This is a genomic window from Streptomyces buecherae (genome assembly GCF_014295035.1).
Taxonomy (GTDB): domain Bacteria; phylum Actinomycetota; class Actinomycetes; order Streptomycetales; family Streptomycetaceae; genus Streptomyces; species Streptomyces youssoufiensis.
Genome location: NZ_CP060404.1, coordinates 4,364,489 through 4,384,323, shown reverse-complemented (window position 1 = coordinate 4,384,323; position 19,835 = coordinate 4,364,489). Strand labels below are relative to the sequence as shown.

The window sequence follows — 19,835 nt, the reverse complement described above, 5'->3', positions numbered from 1 at the left end:
GCGGACGGCCGGGGCCGCGCCGCGTCGTGCGCCGCGTACCACGCCGTACGCGGCCGTACGCGGCCACCCCACGCACGGCGGGACCGCGCGCGACGGCCCCGCGCCTACTGTGCCCCGCCGCGGAGCAGGGTGGCATACGCACCCACATGACTGCTCACTCATGAATCTTGGCGCATCAATCCAAACAAAAACATCCAAGAGCGCACAGCCGTGCGGCGGGGTCATCCGCTCCAGGCATGATCGCGCGCCACCACGCCGCCCGCGACACTGACCCCACCGAGCGCGAGGGGCCCGACCCGCCCGACCCGTACGGGCCCGTCGCACGCGAACGGCCCGGCCGTCCGCCGGAGGGGCGGACGGCCGGGCCGTGGCAGGGGGGAAGCGGGCAACCCGCCAGGTCAGGTCAGGGTCGAGACGCAGAAGGGGTGGCCCGCGGGGTCGAGCAGCACCCGCCAGCGGTCGGGCTCCGGCTGGAACTCGGCCTTGGTGGCCCCGAGGGCGAGGAGCCGGGCCTCGGCGGCCTCCAGGTCGTCCACGCCGAAGTCGATGTGCGCCTGCTTCTCCTGGGCCGGGTCCGGCCAGGTCGGCCGGCGGTAGTCGGCGAGCCGGTTGAACCCGAGGCCGGGCGAGCCCTGCTCGCCCAACATCACGAAGTCGTCGGACGAGAAGGCCACGGGCAGGCCGAGCACCTCGCCGTAGAAGCGGGCCAGGACGGCGGGGTCGGGGCAGTCGAAGGTGACGGCGGCGTAGCGGAAGGCGGGCGCGGATGTGGTTTCCGTAGGCATGGCCCAGACGCTAGGCCGTGACCCGGACAGATTCGGTCCGGGTCATCGGCCGGATGTGCCGGGCGCGGACGGACCCGCTGGTCAGCGGCAGGGCCCGGCGCGGCTGGCCGGCCGCTGACCAGCAACCTGGGGCGGCGCGGGAAGGCCCACGGGCGCGACTCGGCGCCCCGGGGCGGCGGCCCGGGGTGGCCCGGCGCGTGGAAGGTGCACGAGCACGACTCGGCGGCCCGGGCGGCACGCCGCGTGGAGTCCCGAGGCGGCGCGCCACGTGGAGTCCCGAGGCGGCGCGCCGCGTGGAACACTGCGCCGGGTGACCGCTGCCTCCGCCCGCCTGCTGCGCCTGGTCGCCCTGTTGGCCGCCCGCCCCTCGTGGACCTGCGGTGAGCTGGCCGCACGCATGGCGGTCACCGACCGCACGGTGCGGCGCGACATCACCAAGCTGCGGGAACTCGGTTACGCCGTCGAGTCCGACCCCGGCCCCTGGGGCGGCTACCGCCTCCGCCCGGGCTCCCGGACGCCGCCGCTGGTTCTCGACGACGAGGAGGCCATCGCGGTGGCGGTCGGGCTGCGCGGGGCCGCGCTGGGCGGCTCGCTCGGCGGCGACCAGGCGGCCCTGTCGGCGCTGCTCAAGCTCGGGCAGGTGCTGCCGCGCCGGGTGGCGGACCGGCTGGCGGCGATGGACTCCGCCCTGGTGCACATCCCCCGGCCCAACGAACCGCAGATCGCGGCGGACATGCTGCGCGAGCTGGCCGCCGCGTGCCACCGGGGCGAACGCGCCCGCCTCGCCTACCGCGACCGGAACGGCAAGGCCACGGTGCGCGAGGTCGATCCGTACCGCCTCGTGCACACCGGGCGCCGCTGGTACTTCGTCGCCCGCGACGTGGCCCGGGACCAGTGGCGGACCTTCCGCGCCGACCGGGTCGACCGCCTGCACCCCAGCGGACGGCCCGTGGAGCTGACCGACCCGCCCGACCCGGCGCGGCTCGTCTCCCGCTCCATCGCCTGCCGCCCCTACCCGCTCACCGTGACGGTCCGGCTGCCGCTGCCGCTGGACGAGGCGCTGCGGCTGATACCGGCGACCGTCGGCGCACACCGCCCCGACGGCCCCGCCGCCACCGTCGTGGACGTCGGCGGCCCCGACGCGGACGGCCTCGCCCGCTATCTCATCGGCCTGGCCACCCCGCTGCGCGTGCTCTCCCCCGACTCCGTACGACAGGCCCTGGTCCGCCGCGCGCGCGAACTTCTGACCGACAACACCGATAACACCGACAACGCCGACGACACCAGCAACACCGACAGCGCGGACGAGACCGGGCCGGGATAGCGGAAAGGGCCGCGCGGTGGGGCCCCGTACGGGCGGCGCCGGCGCGTGTGCGGGGGCGTGCGCGGGGGCGTCAACCCGGGCCCGCCCGCGAGCGGGCGGGCCGGCCCGGGCCTCGTCCCGCGCGTCCGGCCCCCTGTCGGCCGGCGCGCGGGACTGGCCCCGCCCTCGCCCTCCGCGGAGGGGTCCCGTCGAGAGCGGGGCTGGTCGGGAGGTTCTCGCGAAGCCTGGTCAGCCGTCGGCGAGGATGACCGAACGCGTCAGGTGACGCGGGTTGTCCGGGTCCAGGCCGCGGCGGTCGGCGATGGCCAGCGCGAGCCGCTGCACCCGTACGAGTTCCGCCAGCGGGTCGAGCCCGCCGGCCACCCACAGCGCGCCGGTCTCGCGCACCTGGGCGGCCAGCCCGTCCGGCGCCGCGCCGAGCATCCAGGTCGCGGTGCCGGTGGTGCTGATGCTGATCGGGCCGTGCCGGTACTCCATCGCCGGGTACGACTCCGTCCAGGCCAGGGCCGCCTCGCGCATCTTGAGCGCACCTTCGTTGGCGAGCCCGACCGTCCAGCCCTGGCCCAGGAAGGAGAACTGGTTGGCGTCCACGAGGCCGTCCGGCAGCGGCTCGCTCAGCGCGGTCTCCGCGTCTCGCACGGCGGCCTCGGTGTGCAGCCCGAGGCTCGCGCGCAGCAGCGTGAGCGCGCTGGTGGCGAACCGGGTCTGCACGACCGAGCGCTCGTCGGCGAAGTCGAGCACGACGACCCGGTCGGCCGCCGTCATCACCGGCGTGTTCGGGTCCGCGGTGATCGCGAGCGTCCGCCCCCCGCCCCCGCGCACCCGGGCCAACAGGTCGAGCACCTCGGTGGTGGTGCCGGACCGGCTCAGCGCGACGACGCGGTCGTAGCGGCGGTTGGGCGGGAACTCGGAGGCGGCGAACGCGTCCGTCTCGCCCTGGCCCGAGCCCTCCCGCAGCGCGGCGTACGCCTGGGCCATGAAGTACGAGGTGCCGCAGCCCACGACGGCCACCCGCGCCCCACGCTCGGGGAACGCGTCCCGCTGCGCCTCAGCCAGCTCGGCCGCGCGGCTCCAGCACGCGGGCTGGCTGGTCAGTTCCTTCTCGACATGCGTCACGGCTACTCCGAAGCGAGAGGGGATGTTTATTGATGCAGTCTAGGTGACAGTTTCAAGCACGTTCAAGCATTCGTCATCCACTTCCGGACTCTTTCCGAGCCTCTCGTGCGCCGCCCGCGCCGCCCGCGCCGTACGGAACGGCACACCGCCCCCGGCCCGCCGCCGACCCGAGCACCGGCCCGCCGACCGCGCCAGCACCGCGCCCGCCGGCGCGCGCCCGCGCGCACCGCTCACGCCACCGAGGCACCACACCGACCCTACGCAGCCACCCTCACCCCCGGCCCGACCTTCACCGCCACCCCATGTGCCGCGCACCGGGCGGGTGTTGAGGAGATGGCGGATGGAGGGTGCTGTGTGCGTTCGCCCGTGGTGCGGCATCGGCCAGCCAAGCGGGAGGGAGAGGGGCCGGGGAGGTGAGAGGGCGTCAGTTCGTCGGCGCGTGGCGCGCGGTGAGGCGCGGGGACGGGACTCGGAGGGGCGGGGCACGGGGTGTGCGCGCCCCGGCGTACGAGGCGGCGCCGGCCGGCAGCCGCCGGACATCCGCCCGGCGGCCACCGAAGATCCACCCGCCGGCGCCCCGGGCCGGCGACCGACCCCGACCGCCGACCCCAACCGCAGACCCTGACGGCCACCGACCCCCGAAGGCGGCGTGCCACGGGGGGCCCGCCGCGCACCGGTATCGTGGCGACCTCCCACCAGATCCACGGGCAGCATGCCGCGCGGCCCGCGCACCGCCTCGGCGGGTGCGTGGGGGTTGCCGGGCGCGGGGCACCGGCCCCGCGCGCCGTCGCCGCGTCGCGGCGCGCGCCCGACGGACGTCAGATCGCGAGGACCCATGGTGATGTCGCCCAGCCGCTATACGTATCTCGGCCCGGAGGGCACGTTTACCGAGGCCGCGCTGCGCACGCTGCCGGAGGCGGCCACGCGCGAGCTGATCCCGATGGTGTCCGTGCCGGCCACGCTGGACGCCGTGCGGTCGGGCGAGGCCGCGGCGGCGCTGGTGCCCATCGAGAACTCGGTGGAGGGCGGCGTCACCGCGACCCTGGACGAACTCGCCACCGGCGGGCCGCTGATGATCTACCGCGAGGTGCTGCTGCCCATCGCCTTCGCCCTCCTCGTCCGCCCCGGCGTGAAGCTCTCCGACATCAAGACGGTCACCGGTCACCCCGTGGCCCAGCCGCAGGTGCGCAAGTGGCTCGCCAAGCACCTGCCGCACGCCGTGTGGGAGTCGGCCGCCTCCAACGCGGACGGCGCGCGGCTGGTGCAGGAGGGGCGGTACGACGCGGCGTTCGCGGGCGAGTTCGCGGCAGCGACGTACGGGCTCGAACCGCTGGTCTCCGACATCCACGACGCGCAGAACGCCCAGACCCGGTTCGTCCTGGTCGGCCGCCCGGCCCGGCCCGCGGCGCGCACCGGCGCCGACAAGACCTCGGTCGTGATCTGGCTCGGTGACGACCACCCGGGCGCCCTCCTCGAACTGCTCCAGGAGTACGCGGCCCGCGGCGTCAACATGATGCGCATCGAGTCCCGGCCAACCGGCGAGGGCATCGGCCGCTACTGCTTCTCCGTGGACTGCGAGGGCCACATCACCGACCGGCGGGTCGCCGAGGCGTTGATGGGCCTCAAGCGGATCTGCCCGAAGGTGCGCTTCCTCGGCTCGTACCCGCGAGCCGGCGTGGACCCCTCCGACGTGGGCGAGTTGCGGCACGGCACCTCGGACGCGGACTTCGTGGTGGCGGCCGAGTGGCTGGCCCGCTGCCAGGACGGCCGCGCCTGAGCCCCCGGGCCCCGGCTCCTGCCCCGGCCCCTCCCTCTTTCCCTTCTGTCTCGCGCATCGCCGTACGGCCGTGTCGCCGTATCGTCGCGCGCCGCGTCGGCGGCCCTCCTCTCTCTGTCCTCCCCGCGTCCGGGGAGAGGAGAGGGCAGCGGGAGGCGAAGGGGAACGGGGCACGCCTGGGTGGACGGCTCGGGGCGCACGGCCCACGGCTCACCCGTACGAGGCACGGCAATCCACACAGTTGCAAAGTTATCCACAGGTGAGGGTCGGCCTGTGAATAAGTCGACATGGAGATTCCGGCCTAGCCGACAATAGCCGCAAACCGCCCAGCATCCGACAGGCTTCGCTTCTCCCTCCACATCGCCCCCGTTTTCCCGATCGACGGCTCCGCACCCGCAAAGAAGGGACCCAACTCACTCGATAGTGGGTGTGAGATGGAGATAGCCGGGGAATCCATGGCCCAGCAACACGCGGTCGAAATGTCCGACCTTGAAGTCCACAGATTGTGCACACAGCCTGTGGATAAGTTGTGCGCCACGGCGGCCCACCTGTGGACAACCCGGCCCGCCAACTCCCCTTTCCACAGCGGAAATCAGTCAGCCTGGCGCGACTTCGTCCCCCCTGCGAGGGAATGCGCACCGTATTCTTGACGGCTCGTGGCCGGTTTTCCGGCGAGCCGGCCACCACATTTCCGGGCGATCCCACCGACATCAACGCCACAACTCCACCCCACTCCGCTTTCCGGAGCAAAGTCGGGCAAATTTAGGCAAAGGCGTCCGCAAAGGAATATCGCGTCGAGCCAGCGGAGCACGCACCGGTAACCTGGAGGGGTGATTGACCTTCGCCTGCTCCGTGAGGACCCCGACCGTGTGCGCGCCTCCCAGCGTGCCCGTGGAGAGGACGTCGGCCTCGTCGACGCGCTCCTCTCCGCCGACGAGCGGCGCAGGTCGTCCAGCGTCCGCTTCGACGAACTGCGCTCCGAGCAGAAGCAGCTCGGCAAGCTGATCCCCAAGGCCACCGGCGACGAGAAGGCCGAGCTGCTGCGGAAGGCCGGCGAGCTGTCTGCCTCCGTCAAGGCCGCCGACGCCGCGCAGGACGAGGCCGCCGAGGAGACCCAGCGACTCCTCCGCCAGCTCGGCAACCTGGTCCACCCCGACGTCCCGGTCGGCGGCGAGGAGGACTTCACCGTCCTGGAGACCGTCGGCGCCCCGCGCGACTTCGCGGCGGAGGGCTTCGAGCCCAGGGACCACCTGGAGATCGGCCAGCTCCTCGGCGCCATCGACACCGAGCGCGGCGCGAAGGTCTCCGGCTCGCGCTTCTACTACCTCACCGGCGTCGGCGCGCTCCTGGAGCTGGCCCTGGTCAACGCGGCCATCGCGCAGGCCACCGCCGCCGGCTTCACCCCGATGCTCACCCCCGCGCTGGTCAAGCCGCGCGCGATGGAGGGCACCGGCTTCCTCGGCCAGGCCGCGGAGAACGTGTACCACCTGGAGAAGGACGACTACTACCTGGTCGGCACGTCCGAGGTGCCGCTCGCCGCGTACCACATGGACGAGATCCTCGACGCGGACAAGCTGCCGCTGCGGTACGCGGGCTTCTCGCCCTGCTTCCGGCGCGAGGCCGGCACGTACGGCAAGGACACCCGCGGCATCTTCCGGGTGCACCAGTTCGACAAGGTCGAGATGTTCTCCTACGTCGCGCCGGACGACGCCGAGGCCGAGCACCAGCGGCTGCTCGACTGGGAGAAGCAGTGGCTGACCGGGCTTGAGCTGCCGTTCCAGGTGATCGACGTGGCCACCGGGGACCTCGGCGCCTCGGCCTCGCGCAAGTACGACTGCGAGGCGTGGATTCCGACCCAGGGCAAGTACCGCGAGCTGACCTCCGCGTCGAACTGCGACGAGTTCCAGGCCCGCCGCCTCGCGGTGCGGATGCGCGACGGCAAGCACGTGAAGCCGCTGGCCACGCTGAACGGCACGCTGTGCGCCGTGCCCCGCACCATCGTCGCGATCTTCGAGAACCACCAGCGCCCGGACGGCTCGGTCGCCGTCCCGCCGGTGCTGCGCCCCTACCTCGGTGGGCGCGAGGTGCTCGAGCCGGTCGCCCGGTGAGCGCCGCGCCCGCGTCACCCCTTCCGTACCAGCTCATAGCGACCGACCTCGACGGCACGCTGCTGCGCTCCGACCACACCATCTCGGAGCGCACCCGCGCGGCGCTCAAGCGCGCCACGGCGGCGGGCGCCCTGCACATCGTGGTCACCGGCCGCGCCGTGCGCTGGACCCGGCACATACTGGACGACCTCGGCTACCAGGGCCTCGCGGTGTGCGGCCAGGGCGGGCAGGTCTACGACGCGGGCGAGCACCGGCTGCTGACCTCGGTGACCCTGGACCGCCGGCTCGCCGCCCTCGCGCTCTCCAAGATCGAGTCGGAGGTCGGCCCGCTGTACCTGGCCGCCGGCCGGGACGGGCTGGAGGGTCAGGTGCTGTTCGGGCCCGGCTACCAGGTCGGGGACCGCACGCTGGAGTCCCCCGTCTTCGAGCACGTGGACGAGGTCTGGGAAGCGCCGATCAACAAGCTCTACCTCCAGCACCCGACGCTGACCGACGACGAGTTGGCCGCCGCCGCGCGCGGCGTGGCCGGCGACCTGGTGGGCGTGGTCATGGCCGGCCCCGGGATGGTCGAGATCCTGCCGCTCGGCCTGACCAAGGCGACCGGACTCTCGCTGGCCGCGCGCCGACTCGGGGTCACGGCCGCGGGGACGATCGCCTTCGGCGACATGCCCAACGACGTGCCGATGTTCGGCTGGGCCGGCCACGGCGTGGCCATGGCCAACGCCCACGCCGAGCTGCGGGCCGTCGCCGACGAGGTCACGGCGTCCCACGACGAGGACGGCATCGCGGTGGTGCTGGAGAGGCTGTTCCCGTAGCGGACGGCCACCGTCCGGCGGGGTGACCAGACGCGCGGGCGGCCCGGCGCGCGGGTGGTCGGACGGACGTACGGGCGACCGGTCCGCCCGGCGCGCGCACGGCCGGTGCGGGCGGGCCGGCGAGCGCGTCGCCAGCCCGCCCGCACGGGGCGTCGCCGCTTAGCCGAACTGCTTGACCGCCTGGTAGTACGTCCACGCCGTGCCGTCGCAGGCCGTCTTCTGGGCGCCGCTGTACCGGTTGCACACGCGCTTCAGGTCCTCGTGGAAGGCGCTGTCGAGGCGGGGCTTGTTCGCGCTGAACGTGCCCGCCTTCTTGTAGTTGCGGTAGCCGAAGTCGTGGCGCGCGCAGGAGTTCTGGAACGGGAAGCCGAAGGGGTTGTCGGGCGAGCTGCTGCAGTAGTCCGTCGACCAGTCGAAGCCGTACGCGGCCCACGCGCCCTGGTTCTGGCGGGCGGAGTTCCACGCGTTGTAGCTGGTCGCGCTGGTCTGCGTCCAGCTTGAGAGCACCTGCGGCTTGTCGGCGGGGGCGGCCGAGGCCGGCGAGGCGACCAGGGTGACGGCGCTGACCGCGGCGACCGCGGTGGTGGAGAGGGTGGCGACCATCCGACGCATGAGGGTTCCTCCGTTGAGTACGCCTGGGGCGGGTGAGTACGGCGCGTGCGCGTGCCTGACGTACGCGAGGGGTGTGGGGCCGCCGGCGTACGGGGGGTGTGACGGGTGCGCGGCATGCGCGAGGTACGGGTCGAGCGCGTGCGAGCGTGCGACGGGTATACGCGCATAGACAGTGCGCGTAGACACCGCGCGTAGACCCGCGTGCGAGGAACAGAGTTCCGCAGGTACCTGTCAAACAACAAGAGCCGTGCACGGACGTTCATATGAACAGCGCGCGACCAGTCGGCTCGCCCCGGCGCGCGCTAGCGCCGCCTGCGCGGCGACGCCCCCGCGAGCACCGGCCCCGGGCCCTTGATGCGGCGGATCATCGGCGAGGTCTCCAGCAGGCGGATCGCGGGCAGGGCCGCGATCCGCGTGGTGAGGTAGCGGTAGAGGGCGGGGACGTCCGTGCAACTGACCATGGCGAACAGGTTGTGCTGCCCCGTGCTCGCGAAGCAGCAGGCCACCTCCGGGTGTTCGGCGATCCGCTCCCCGGTCTCGTGCAGCTCGGCCGGTGACACCGACATCCACAGGGCCGCGCGGGTGTCGAGCCCGAACATCCGCATGTCGTAGTCGACGTCGAAGAACAGCACGCCCTGCTGCCGGAGTTCGGCCAGCCGGCGCCGCACCGTCGACTGCGACCAGTTGGTGGCCGCGGCGAGTTCGGCGAGCGGGGCCCGCCCGTCGATCTCCAGGACGCCGAGCAGCCGCTCGTCGGCCTCGCCGAGCACCACCGGAGCGCTCGCCTCCGCGAGCCGGTCCGTCGCCGGCCCCACCTGGCCCCCGCCCGCGCTCGGCTGGCCCCCTCCCTGGCTCGGCGGGCCGCCGCCCTCCTCCGTACGCAACAGCGCCACCTGCCGCTCCGAGAGCGCGCCCGACTTGTTGACCAGCCCCTGCTGCCCGCCGAAGAACTGGTGCAACAGGCACTGCGCCGTCACCCCCACCACCTGCGGCGTGCGCGGCAGTTCGCGCAGCAGCAGCTCGTCGCCGTCCTGCCCGCTGCGGCTGCGCACGACCACGGCGATCTCCGTGCCGCCGGTCATCAGGCTCACCCAGGACGTGTCCGCGCGGCGGGCCAGCGCCTCGGCGACCGACAGGGCCGCGTCGGGCCGGCACTGCACCCGCAGCGACCACTCGACCTCGCCCAACGCCGTGGTGTCGGTCAGCCCCAGCACCCGCACCAGGCCGCGGGTGCGCAGCCGGGTGTAGCGGCGGGCCACGGTCTGGTCCGAGACGCCGAGCACGGCGGCGATCCGGGCGAAGGGGGCCCGCCCGTCGATCTGGAGGGCGTGCACGAGCTGGCGATCCACATCGTCGAACGCATCGGTTTTCACCATTCCACGCTAGCCCGTGTCGGATTCCGCCACGCAGTGGGGCGCTGGCTAGGGCGGGGCGGCTTCCGGGCCGGAGGGTGGGCGCCGGCTCGCACACGAGCGCACACCACGAACGAGAGAGAGAACGTCATGGCGAGGGACGCGGGCCCGGGGGCCGGGCCGGGCGCCGGCACCGAGGTCGGTGCGCGCGGCAAGTGGTGGCCCCTGGTGGCCATCACGCTGGGCAACTTCATGCTGATCATGGACGTCACGATCGTGAACACCGCGCTGCCCGAGATCGCGCGGGATCTGGACGCCTCCTTCACCTCGCTCCAGTGGGTGATGGACATCTACGCCCTGGCGCTGGCCGCGCTGCTGATGGCGGCGGGCTCGGCGGCCGACCTGTTCGGTCGCCGCCGGCTCTACCTGCTCGGCCTCGCCGTCTTCGCGCTGTCCTCGCTGGCCTGCGGCCTGGCCCCGGACCCGGGCCTGCTGATCGCGGCCCGCGCGCTCCAGGGCGTGGGCGCGGCGGCGATGTTCGCGACCAACACGCCGCTGCTGATGGCGACGTACACGGGCCGGGACCGCGGCGTGGCCTTCGGCGTGTGGGGCGGTACGAGCGGCGCCGCCGCGGCCGTGGGGCCGGTGCTCGGCGGGCTGCTCACCGAGGGCCTGGACTGGCGGGCGATCTTCCTGGTCAACCTGCCGCTGACGGTCTTCGCCGGCTGGCTCACGCTGCGCACGGTCGGCGAGTCCACCGGCCGCGCCGGGGGCCGCGTGGACGCGGCGGGTGTGGTGCTCTTCACGGGCTTCGCCGGCGCCCTGACGTACGGGCTGATCCGTGGCGGCGAGGAGGGCTGGGGGGATACGGGGACGACGCTCTCGCTGGCCTCGGCCGGGCTGGCGCTGGTCGGCTTCGTGCTGGTGGAGCGGCGGTTGAAGCAGCCCATGTTCGACCTGGGGCTGCTGCGCAGCCCGGCGTTCGTGGCGCTGATGGTGGCGGCGGTGGTGCTTCAGGCGTCCGCCTTCCCCTACCTCACCTACGTCGCCATGTGGCTGCAGTCGGTGCTCGGCATGAGCCCGATCGAGGCGGGGCTCGCGGTGACGCCGCTCGCGGTGGCGGCCCTGGTCGTCGGCGTGATCGGCGGCAAGCTGCTCAGCCACCTGCCGCCCCGGGTCCCGGTGAGCGGCGGGCTGCTGCTGGTCGGCTCGGGCGCGCTGCTGAACGCCGCGCTCGTTGACGGCGACGCGGGCTGGTCCGCGCTGGCGCCCGGGCTCGCCGTGGCCGGCCTCGGCGTCGGCCTGGCCACGCCGGTGCTGGTGTCGGCGGCGCTCGGCCTGGTGCCGGGTGAGCGGGCGGGGATGGCGAGCGGCGCGGTCAACACCTCGCGCCAGTTCGGGTACGCGCTGGGCATCGCGGTGCTCGGCACGGTCTTTGCCGCGCGCGTGCGGTCCGTCTTCACCGACGGTGCCGCGGCGGCCGGGACCGCGCCGGAGACAGCCGCCGGCGCCCCGGACCCCGAGGCGGCGGGCCACGCGGCCGAGGCGATCAGCGGCGGCCACGCCGCCGACGTCATCGCCGCCGCCCCGCCCGGGCCCGCGCGGCACGCGGTCGAACGGCTGGCCGGCGACGCGTTCGTGGCCGGCATCGACCGGGTGTGCCTGATCTCCGGCGTCGTCGCGGTGGCCGCCGCGCTGCTGGTCTTCGCGGTCGTACGCGACCAGCGCGACCAGCACGGCCAGCACGGCCAGCGCGACGGGGCCCGCCCGGCGTCCGGCCCCGCGGGTCGCGCCCCGGGAGCCCCGGGAGCCGGGGAGACGCAGAGCGCCGGGGTCGCGGGCACCGCGCGGGTCGAGGGGGCCGCCGGGGGTGCTGGAGCCGCTGGGGCCGCCGGGAGCGCTGGGGCCGCCGGGGGCGTGGTCGGGGCCGCCGGGCCGGGTGGGGTGGCGCCGGCCGGCGCCTGATCGGTGGCGGCCCGCTGGAGACCTGGTGTGGTCGCGCTGGAGAACCGCTGGCGCCCGGCAGGAGGCGGCCGGGCGGCGGAAGTTCGCACCCGGAACGGGCCGCCCGTCCGCCCCCGGCCCGGCACGCGCCGAACTGGGGGCGAGCGGGACGCCTCCCTCTTCCGTCCCGGCACGCGCCGACCAACCGGAACGCCCTGGGACAAAACGTCTTTTGTTGCGTCCCCGGGAGCGGGCTGCGCAACAACGGGACGCCTCCCAAGACTGCTGCTCGGTGCGACGGCCACCGCTGGGCCTGGGCCGATGCCACGGCCCGACGGTCAGCCCGTACCGAACCATGAGTTGGACAGGCGGCGCGCGCCGCACGGCCGCTCGCGGGACGACGGCGACACCTCAGATCGCCCCGCCCGCACGGCCGCTCCGGCGCCGCCCCTCAACGGGAGGAACTCCGAACCATGAACGTACGCAAACGGCTCGTGCTGTTCACGGCAGCGGTCACCGTCTCGGGCGGCCTCGTCGCCGCCCCCTCGGCCACCGCGGCCTTCGCCGACCAGCACAGCGAGACCAGCGCGACCGTACTCAAGGCGCCGAAGGACTGTCCCAAGGGCTACCTGTGCGTCTACCCGAAGTACAACTTCAAGGGCAAGGTCAAGAAGGTCCAGGACAAGAACCGCGACCTGCGGAAGTACGGCGGCGCCTTCAAGGCGCCGAAGTCGGCCTACAACAACGGCAAGAAGTGCAAGCAGGCGGTCGTGTACGCCAAGCCGAACTTCAAGCCGAAGGGGTACAAGCTGAACAAGGGCACCGGCTGGAAGAAGATCGGCAGCAACCTGCCGACCCTCTACTCCAACAGCTGGGCCGGCTGCTGACCTGAGTCCTCCCCTCGCGGTGGCTCCACCCGCGCCCTCGGCGGCGGGCGGAGCCACCGTCCGTACCCGTGGCGCGGGGCAGCCGGACGGCGTCCGCGCGCCGGGGCGGTCGGCGCGGGGGCGGTCGGCGCGGGGGCGGTCGGCGCGGGGGCCGGTCCGGTTGAGTAGCGGTACTCATCCGGCTTCCCGCCCGCCGCTGCCAGGGTGAGGCCATGCCGCACCTCGCGCACTCCGCCTCCCCGACGTACCCCGCGCGCTCCCCGTACTCCGCGCCCGCGCCGGAGGTCGCGCTCAGCGACGCGGGCGCCATCGCCATCGGCGTCCCGCTGTGGCTCGCCGCCATCGGCTGCGTCGGTTACGTGTTCTGGTGGGCGCTCAAGGGCGTGCTCGCCTTCGTCCTCGTGGCGTTGGCCGGCGTGTTCGGCGTCAGCCTGGACCCGGAGCGCCTCGGGGCGAGCCTGCTTCGGCCGGCCGTACCCGCGCTGGTCGTACCGGTCAGCGCGGCGCTGTGCGGCCTCGCGTACGGCGTGCCGGCGATGCGGGCCGCGCCCGGCAGCCACCAGTTCGCCGTGCTCGGCGCCCTCGCCCTGCTCGCCCCGCTCGCCGCGACGCTGCGCGCGTCCCGCCGGCGGACGCCTGAGGGCTGCTGCCTGACGGCTGACGGCTGACGGCTGATGCCCGGCGCGGGCAGCGGGCAGCGGGCAGCGGGCAGCGGCTCACGGTTCATGGCTCACGCGGTGCCGGCCGGGCCCCCCTCGCCGACCGCATCGACCGGGCCGACCGCGTCAGCCGTGCCGACCGCGCCGACCGTGTCGATGAGCAACCTGGCGGCGACCGTCGCCCCGTCGGTGCGGACGGTGCCGGCCACGGCGCTCGCCCGGGCGCGGGTGTCGGGGTCCAGGGCCGTGGTGAGCGCGGCGGACAGCGAGTCGACGGTCGGCGTCCGGCCCTCGTGCGCCACCCCGATGCCCAGCTCGGCCACCCGGGCGGCCCAGTACGGCTGGTCCGCGATCTGCGGGACCACGACCTGGGGCGCGCCGGCCACGGCGGCGGTCGTGGTGGTGCCGGCGCCGCCGTGGTGCACGACGGCGGCCACCCGGCGGAACAGCGCCTGCTGGTTGACCTCGCCGACGACGTGGCAGTCGGCGCCGTCGTCGATCGGGGCCAGGTCGGCCCAGCCACGGGCGAGGACGACGCGGCGGCCCCGCGCGCGGCACGCCTGGATGGCCACCCGGGCGACGTCCCGTGGTGCGTAGCTGGCCATGCTGCCGAAGCCCACGTACACCGGCGGTTCGCCGGCGCCCAGGAACGTCTCCAACTCGGCCGGCAGCGGGCGGTCGTCGGGCAGCAGCCACGCCCCGGTCTGCACGATGTCCAGGTCGGTCAGGTCCCGCGACGGGCACAGCGTCGCGTCCGCGGCCAGCCACGGCCGGTCGGTGAGGACGTGGTCGCGGACGTTGTCCACGGGCGGCAGGCCGATCGCCGCCCGGTGCGTGTTGAGCGCCTCGCCGTAGAGCGCGTTCACCCGCTGGGCGTCCTCCTTCCACAGCACCCGGTTGTCGGTCTCGTCCCGTGCCGACGGCGTGCCCGGCCGCGCCCCGGGGCGGGCGTGCCGCGACGGCAGCCCCAGGGTGTGGAAGCAGGCGAGCACGTAGTGGATGCCCAGCTTCTCCGCCACGTCCCGGGCGCCGGCCGGCATCAGCCCGGTGGCCAGCAGCGCGTCGCAGCCCTGGGCCTCCGCCGTGAGCGCGTCGAACCGCGCGGCGACCAACTGGGGGGCGAGCCGGAAGGCGTCCTCGGTCGTCGGGGGCTTCGGCCCGGCGACCACCGAACGCACCGTCGGCCCGAGCGGCACCAGCGGCACGCCGACGCGCGCCAGCAGCGTCGCGAACTCCTCGTCCGGCGGCGCGCACACCCGTGCCTCCACCCCGAGTCCGCGCAACGCCACCGCCAACCCCGCCAGCGGCTCGACATCGCCGCGCGATCCCCACGTCGTCAACAACACTCGCACTTCGCAACTCCCGGTTTCCGCAGGTCAGGCTCTCGGCCGCCGATTGTGCGGTACGCCCGGGGCCTTGCCGCAAGCCCCCGGACGCGCTATACGTTGAGAGTGGCGAGGAGGAGGAACTCCTTGCCATCCGCTTTTTCGCGCACCGTCGCCGTGGCGCTCCGTTCCGCCTCCGCCGGTTACCGACCCCGCCGGTTACCGCCCCCGCCCCGACGCCCCGCGGCGACCGGCGGCACGCCGCCCGGCCGACCTCGTTCCCGCTCCGGCTCCGGCGCTCCACGGCGTACGGGACGGCCGAGGCAGGGACGTCCGGGACGGGGACGTACGAGTCGGGGGCGCACGGGGTGGGACGGCGGGGCGGGGGTGACACGCGGCCGGGAATGAGGCGTGGAAGCGGGGCGGCGGCGGGCCGTTGACGGCTCCCACCTTCACAGAGTTACGCAACTCTGTTGAAAAAAGGCGCGTGACGAAACCTTGTTCCCCCTGTGTCCGTTGCGCGAAAGTTCGGGGCGCGGCGACCGGTCCCCACCCGCGCCGCCAGCCGAGCGCCCCTCCCGAGACCCGCACTTCCGCGGGGCTCATCCCCCTGCCTGGGCCGCTCGCGCTGCAATCGGAAGGAAGAAGCGTGAGAGGTTCCCGCACGTACGTCCTCGCCGCCGCCGTCGGCGCCCTGCTGTCGGTCACCGTGGTCTCCGGCGCACAGGCCAAGGACGACTCCGCCCCCGTGACGCCCCGGTACCAGCCGGAGATGGTCAAGGCGCTGGCCACCACGCTCGGCGTGAGCGAGGACGCCGCGATCGAGCGGCTCGACTCGCAGACCGAGCAGCAGAACACCCTCGCCAGCCTGGGCAAGAAGCGGATCGCCACCCAGGGCGCGTTCTTCGACAAGGCCGGCACGCTGGTCGTGAACGCACCCGACGCCAAGACCGCCGACCGGATCGAGGACGCGGGCCTGACGGCGCGCGTCCCGGCGCGCGGCGAGTCCGCGCTCAACGCCATCAAGGCCAAGCTCGACGCCCAGGCCGCGCGGCAGACCCCGTCCGGCATCGCCGCCTGGTCCGTCGACCTCCAGTCCGACACCGTTGTCGTCGAGGTGGCCAACGACAAGAGCGCCGGCGCCCGCGCGTTCCTGAAGCAGGCCAAGTCGCTCGGCAAGGCCGTCCGCGTGGTCGAGGGCAAGCAGCAGCTCGCCCCGCAGGCCCTCGTCTACCCGGGCAGCCGGATGACGTTCAACGGCTACCTGTGCTCGGTCGGCTACGGCGCCAAGGACAGCTCGGGCCGCCAGTACCTGATCACCGCGGGCCACTGCATCGAGGACCTGCCCGACCTGTACTACGACAACCAGCACTTCGCGAAGGGCGAGAAGACCCGCTTCGCGATCGGCACCAACAGCGTCGACATGGGCATCGCCCGGGTCGACTCCGACGACCAGATCGCCACCAAGGTCGGCACCTGGGGCAGCGCCGGGACCGTCGCGGTCAAGGGCAGCAAGCGCGCCGCGTCCGGCGCCGCGCTGTGCAAGTCCGGCCAGACCACGCAGTGGACCTGCGGCGCGGTCAAGTCGTACAACGTCACCGTCACCTACGTCGACCAGAACGGCGGCCCCGACACGGTCGTGCGCGGTCTGGGCAGCTCCTCGGTGTGCACCCAGGGCGGCGACAGCGGCGGCGCGTACATATCGGGCAACCAGGCCCAGGGCATGACCTCCGGCGGCCCGACCAACCAGAAGTGCAACGGCAGCGTCAACTCGCCCGGTTCGTCCTACTTCCAGCCCCTCGACGACGCCCTGTCGTACTACGGCCTGAGCCTCAACCTCGGCTAGGTCACACCTTCCTCACGGGACACGGGGGCTGCTCGCCGGATACGGTGAGCGGCCCCCGCACTGTTTGGCATCGGTATCGCGAGGTCCCCCGCGCCGTCACCACGCACCCACCCCCCGACCCCCACCCAGCACCCGTGCCACACCGGCACCACCGCGCACCACGTCGGTGCCCCCGGTACCCCCGTACCCCGGCACCACCGCGCACCGCTCCGTACCGACGCGCGCCACGCCCTCGCGAGACCGTGCGACCCCCCGGAGACGTCATGGACAAGATGCCCCACGGCGACCCGGCCGGCGGCCCGGGCCACAGAGCCCCGGCGCCGACCGCCTCACCGGCCCGTACCGCCAGGCCCACCCGCCCCCGCCCGAACGGCTCCGCACCGAACGGCGCCGCAGTGAGCGGCTCCCTACCGAGCGGCGCCAACCCGAACAGCGCCGCCCCGAGCCGCACCGCAGATGACGGCGGCGCACCGGGTGGCACCGCGCCGAGCCGCACCGCGTCGGGCCGCACCGCGTCGCTCGGCGCGGTCCCGCTCACCAAGCCGCGGGTGATCGCCGCGACCGGGGCCCCGCCCAGGCCCCTGGTACGGGCCAACGCGACGCCGCTGGCGGACCTCGAGGACACCACCCCCACCACCGCAGCCCCCCTCACCACACACGTCACCCCCGCGACCTCCTTCGCCGCCGTCTTCCGCGAGGCACTGCGCCAACGCGGCCTCCCGCTGGAACGGGTCAGGGAACGCCTTGAGACCCGCGGCATCCGGATCAGCCTGGCCACCCTCAGCTACTGGCAGCGCGGCCGGAGCCAACCGGAGCGGGCCCAGTCGCTGCGCGCCGTGGACGCGCTGGAGGACATCCTCGCGCTGCCCACCGGCGCCCTGCGCTCGCTGCTCGGCCCGCACCGGCCGCGCGGGCGCGCGGTCTGCGAACTCCAGGACCTCAGCGCGTCGCAGCGCGTCTTCGGCGAGAACTCCACCGTCGAGCAGGCCCTGGGCGCCGCGTTCGCGCACTTCAACGAGGACCTGTGCTCCGTCGTCATCCGCGAGACGCTGCGCCTGGACGAGCGGCGCTGCATCCGCAGCACCTCCGTGCACCAGGTGCTGCGCGCGACCCGCGACGGGGCCAGCCGGTTGACGGTCGTGCACTGCATCGACGACACCTCCGCCGAGTCGATCGACGTCGTCGTACGCTGCGGCAAGCCGGGCTCCGTACGCTTCCTGCCCGAGCTGCGCTGCATCATCATCGAGGTGCTGCTCGGCCGCGAGTTGGCGCGCAACGAGACCGCGGTGATCGACTACGAGGTGCTCCTCGGCCCGAGCAACGTGCCCTCCACCCACCACGAGCGGCGCACCCGCGTCCACCTGCGCGAGTACCTGCTGCACGTCTACTTCCACCCCGACGCCCTGCCGGCGGGCTGCCACCGCTACTACCGCGAGCAGATAGGGGCCGAGAAGCGCAACAGCCGCCGTATCGCGCTCGACGTCTCCCACTCGGCCCACATGCTCCCGATCCGCTGCCCGGCCGGCGTGCACGGCATGTCCTGGGAGTGGCCCACGGACTGACCACTGGACTGACAACTGGGCCGACCACTGGGTTGACCGGCGAACTGGCACGTCGCGTGTGCCGTGCCCACGCCGTGCCGCGTGCTCAACCACCGGCCGCGCCCTGGCGACCCGGCCCACGCACCCCGGCGAGCCCGGCCCGGCCCTCCCGGCCTGGCCTCGGGCCAGCCGCCTCCTGCCCCACCACGCGTCGGCCTGTCCCGACCCCGGGCGCCCGGGGTCGGGACGAAGGCGTCGGGCCAAGGGGCCCGGGCCAGAAGGTCGAGACGAAGGGGCGGGGGCCAGGGGGACGGGACTAAGGGGCCGGAGCAGAGAGGTCGGGACGAGAGGGTCGGCACCTGCCCGTCACCACACCGCGCTTCCGGACGCGCGGCGTCGTGACGAGCGGGTTGCCGCCCGGGGCTCCGTTGCGCCGACTTCGCCCTGCCCATGAGGATCTGCGCCGGCAACCTCCAAGTCAATCCACGGGTTTCCTTGCAACTCCCCAAGCTATGGCTTGGCTCGCCGCGCTCGTCTAGCGTGACCCAATGACCCTCGACGATCTCCGTGCGTTCCTCGCGGTCTGCGAGGCCGGCAGCCTCAGCGCCGTGGCCCGCGACCTGTCCTGCACCCAGTCGGCCGTCAGTCAACGCGTGCGCCGCCTGGAACGCGAACTCGGGCTGCCGCTGTTGGAACGCCAACCGCGCGGGGTCGCCCCCACCCCCGCCGGCCGACTGCTGCGGCACGCCGCGCACGACGGTATCGGCGCGCTCGACCTGGCCGTACGGCAGTTGCGCGAGATACGCGACGGCGCGGCCGGCACCGTGCGCATCACCACCGGTGCCATCTCCGTACGGCACTTCATGTCGCAGGCCGTCGTCTCCTTCCGGGCCCGACACCCGCAGGTCGGCCTGGAGTTCCAGACCTCCAACTCGGGCCGCGGCTGCCTCGACGCACTGGCCGCCGACACCGCCGACCTGGCCTGGATCACCATCGGCCCGCCCGTGCGCGGCGTGCAGCAGCGCCCGGTGATCAGCCTCCCGTGGGTACTCGCCGTACGCGCCGACGACCCGCTGGCCACCCGCGCGACCATCGGCCCCGACGACCTCGCCGACATCCGACACATCCGTCTCCCGGAGAACTCGACCTCGCGCCGCTCCCTGGACGGCCACTTCGCCCAGCACGGCACCGAACCGGACGCCAGCACCAGCGTCGCCGACTGGGACACCGCCATGCTGCTGGCCGAACTCGGCCTCGGCCACGCCATCGTGCCCACCCTCCCCAACTGGCGCCCCGCCGAACACCCCAGCCTGCGCCTCATCCCCATCCCGTCCCTGCCCCCGCTCGCCACCGGCTGGGCCGTCCGCCGTTGGGAGACCCTCAGCCCGGCCGCCCTGGCCTTCGCCGACGCGGTGGCCACGAGCCTGACCCCGCCCCCTCCGGCCACGCCCACCCCGTCCCCCGACACCACCGGGTCAACCCCCGCCCCCGACCTCCTCGTCCGCGCGCCGGCCTGAGCCCCTCACACAGGCTCGCCCGCGACGGCGGCGCGCCCCTTGGCTGGCTTTGGGAGGCCCCTCGTGCGCACGGGACTGGGGACAGCGGCTCCGGGGCGCCCATCCTCGGAGGCGGTCTGGGCCGTCTCCCGTCACCTGGCCGGCCGCCCGGTGGCCGCCGATGGGAGATCGGCACCGGCGAGCGCGCATGACCGTCCCCGCCGGACCGCCCCGTGGTTTCACCGAAC

General features: G+C 74.1%; 15 protein-coding genes. 10 read left to right on the top strand and 5 right to left on the bottom strand.

Going from position 1 to position 19,835, the window contains the following annotated elements:
* Positions 1–398 precede the first annotated feature (398 nt).
* Positions 399–785 carry a VOC family protein gene (locus H7H31_RS16850; protein WP_187063033.1) on the bottom strand — a complete coding sequence of 129 codons (387 nt, stop codon included), beginning with the start codon at positions 783–785 and terminating at the stop codon, positions 399–401.
* Positions 786–1,095: 310 nt separating this feature from the next.
* Here H7H31_RS16850 and H7H31_RS16845 point away from each other — a divergent pair, with 310 nt between their 5' ends.
* A complete protein-coding gene (locus H7H31_RS16845; protein ID WP_187063032.1) occupies positions 1,096–2,109 on the top strand; it encodes a helix-turn-helix transcriptional regulator in 1,014 nt (337 codons plus the stop codon).
* A gap of 228 nt (positions 2,110–2,337) precedes the next feature.
* Here the strand turns inward: H7H31_RS16845 and H7H31_RS16840 are convergent, their stop codons facing one another.
* Positions 2,338–3,225: an SIS domain-containing protein gene (locus tag H7H31_RS16840; protein WP_176162822.1), complete on the bottom strand. Its 888-nt coding sequence runs from the start codon at positions 3,223–3,225 to the stop codon at positions 2,338–2,340.
* Positions 3,226–4,066: 841 nt separating this feature from the next.
* Here H7H31_RS16840 and pheA point away from each other — a divergent pair.
* The 3 genes from pheA to H7H31_RS16825 all read left to right on the top strand — a co-directional run bounded on the left by pheA (position 4,067) and on the right by H7H31_RS16825 (position 7,925).
* Positions 4,067–5,002 (top strand): prephenate dehydratase, encoded by a 936-nt coding sequence (gene pheA, locus H7H31_RS16835; RefSeq protein WP_176166240.1) that lies wholly within the window; start codon positions 4,067–4,069, stop codon positions 5,000–5,002.
* An 830-nt stretch (positions 5,003–5,832) separates the two neighbouring features.
* The gene (gene serS / locus H7H31_RS16830; protein WP_187060148.1) at positions 5,833–7,110 is read left to right on the top strand and encodes a serine--tRNA ligase; all 1,278 of its coding nucleotides are present in this window, start codon (positions 5,833–5,835) and stop codon (positions 7,108–7,110) included.
* On the top strand, positions 7,107–7,925 hold the full coding sequence (locus tag H7H31_RS16825) for an HAD family hydrolase (RefSeq protein WP_187060147.1): 819 nt from the start codon (positions 7,107–7,109) through the stop codon (positions 7,923–7,925). The genes serS and H7H31_RS16825 overlap by 4 nt, the downstream gene beginning before the upstream one ends.
* Positions 7,926–8,084: 159 nt before the next feature.
* Here H7H31_RS16825 and H7H31_RS16820 read toward each other — a convergent pair whose 3' ends face one another.
* Together H7H31_RS16820 and H7H31_RS16815 are read right to left on the bottom strand one after the other, a co-directional pair.
* Complete coding sequence (locus H7H31_RS16820; protein ID WP_187060146.1) at positions 8,085–8,537, bottom strand: phospholipase; 453 nt, start codon at positions 8,535–8,537, stop codon at positions 8,085–8,087.
* A gap of 302 nt (positions 8,538–8,839) precedes the next feature.
* Positions 8,840–9,910: an Lrp/AsnC family transcriptional regulator gene (locus H7H31_RS16815; RefSeq protein WP_372455934.1), complete on the bottom strand. Its 1,071-nt coding sequence runs from the start codon at positions 9,908–9,910 to the stop codon at positions 8,840–8,842.
* 129 nt (positions 9,911–10,039) lie between these two features.
* Here H7H31_RS16815 and H7H31_RS16810 point away from each other — a divergent pair, with 129 nt between their 5' ends.
* From H7H31_RS16810 to H7H31_RS16800, 3 genes are all read left to right on the top strand, one after another.
* Positions 10,040–11,854 carry an MFS transporter gene (locus H7H31_RS16810; RefSeq protein ID WP_232109906.1) on the top strand — a complete coding sequence of 605 codons (1,815 nt, stop codon included), beginning with the start codon at positions 10,040–10,042 and terminating at the stop codon, positions 11,852–11,854.
* A gap of 452 nt (positions 11,855–12,306) precedes the next feature.
* Positions 12,307–12,720 (top strand): peptidase inhibitor family I36 protein, encoded by a 414-nt coding sequence (locus H7H31_RS16805; protein WP_187059933.1) that lies wholly within the window; start codon positions 12,307–12,309, stop codon positions 12,718–12,720.
* 212 nt (positions 12,721–12,932) lie between these two features.
* A complete protein-coding gene (locus tag H7H31_RS16800; protein WP_187059932.1) occupies positions 12,933–13,388 on the top strand; it encodes a hypothetical protein in 456 nt (151 codons plus the stop codon).
* A gap of 62 nt (positions 13,389–13,450) precedes the next feature.
* Here the strand turns inward: H7H31_RS16800 and H7H31_RS16795 are convergent, their stop codons facing one another.
* Complete coding sequence (locus H7H31_RS16795; protein WP_187059931.1) at positions 13,451–14,731, bottom strand: glycosyltransferase; 1,281 nt, start codon at positions 14,729–14,731, stop codon at positions 13,451–13,453.
* 622 nt (positions 14,732–15,353) lie between these two features.
* Between H7H31_RS16795 and H7H31_RS16790 the strand changes: the two genes are divergently transcribed.
* The 3 genes from H7H31_RS16790 to H7H31_RS16780 all read left to right on the top strand — a co-directional run bounded on the left by H7H31_RS16790 (position 15,354) and on the right by H7H31_RS16780 (position 19,608).
* The gene (locus H7H31_RS16790; RefSeq protein WP_232109905.1) at positions 15,354–16,550 is read left to right on the top strand and encodes a S1 family peptidase; all 1,197 of its coding nucleotides are present in this window, start codon (positions 15,354–15,356) and stop codon (positions 16,548–16,550) included.
* Between the two features lie 263 nt (positions 16,551–16,813).
* The gene (locus H7H31_RS16785) at positions 16,814–18,112 is read left to right on the top strand and encodes an XRE family transcriptional regulator (RefSeq protein ID WP_232109904.1); all 1,299 of its coding nucleotides are present in this window, start codon (positions 16,814–16,816) and stop codon (positions 18,110–18,112) included.
* Positions 18,113–18,639: 527 nt separating this feature from the next.
* Complete coding sequence (locus H7H31_RS16780) at positions 18,640–19,608, top strand: LysR family transcriptional regulator (protein WP_187117951.1); 969 nt, start codon at positions 18,640–18,642, stop codon at positions 19,606–19,608.
* Positions 19,609–19,835: the final 227 nt, after the last annotated feature.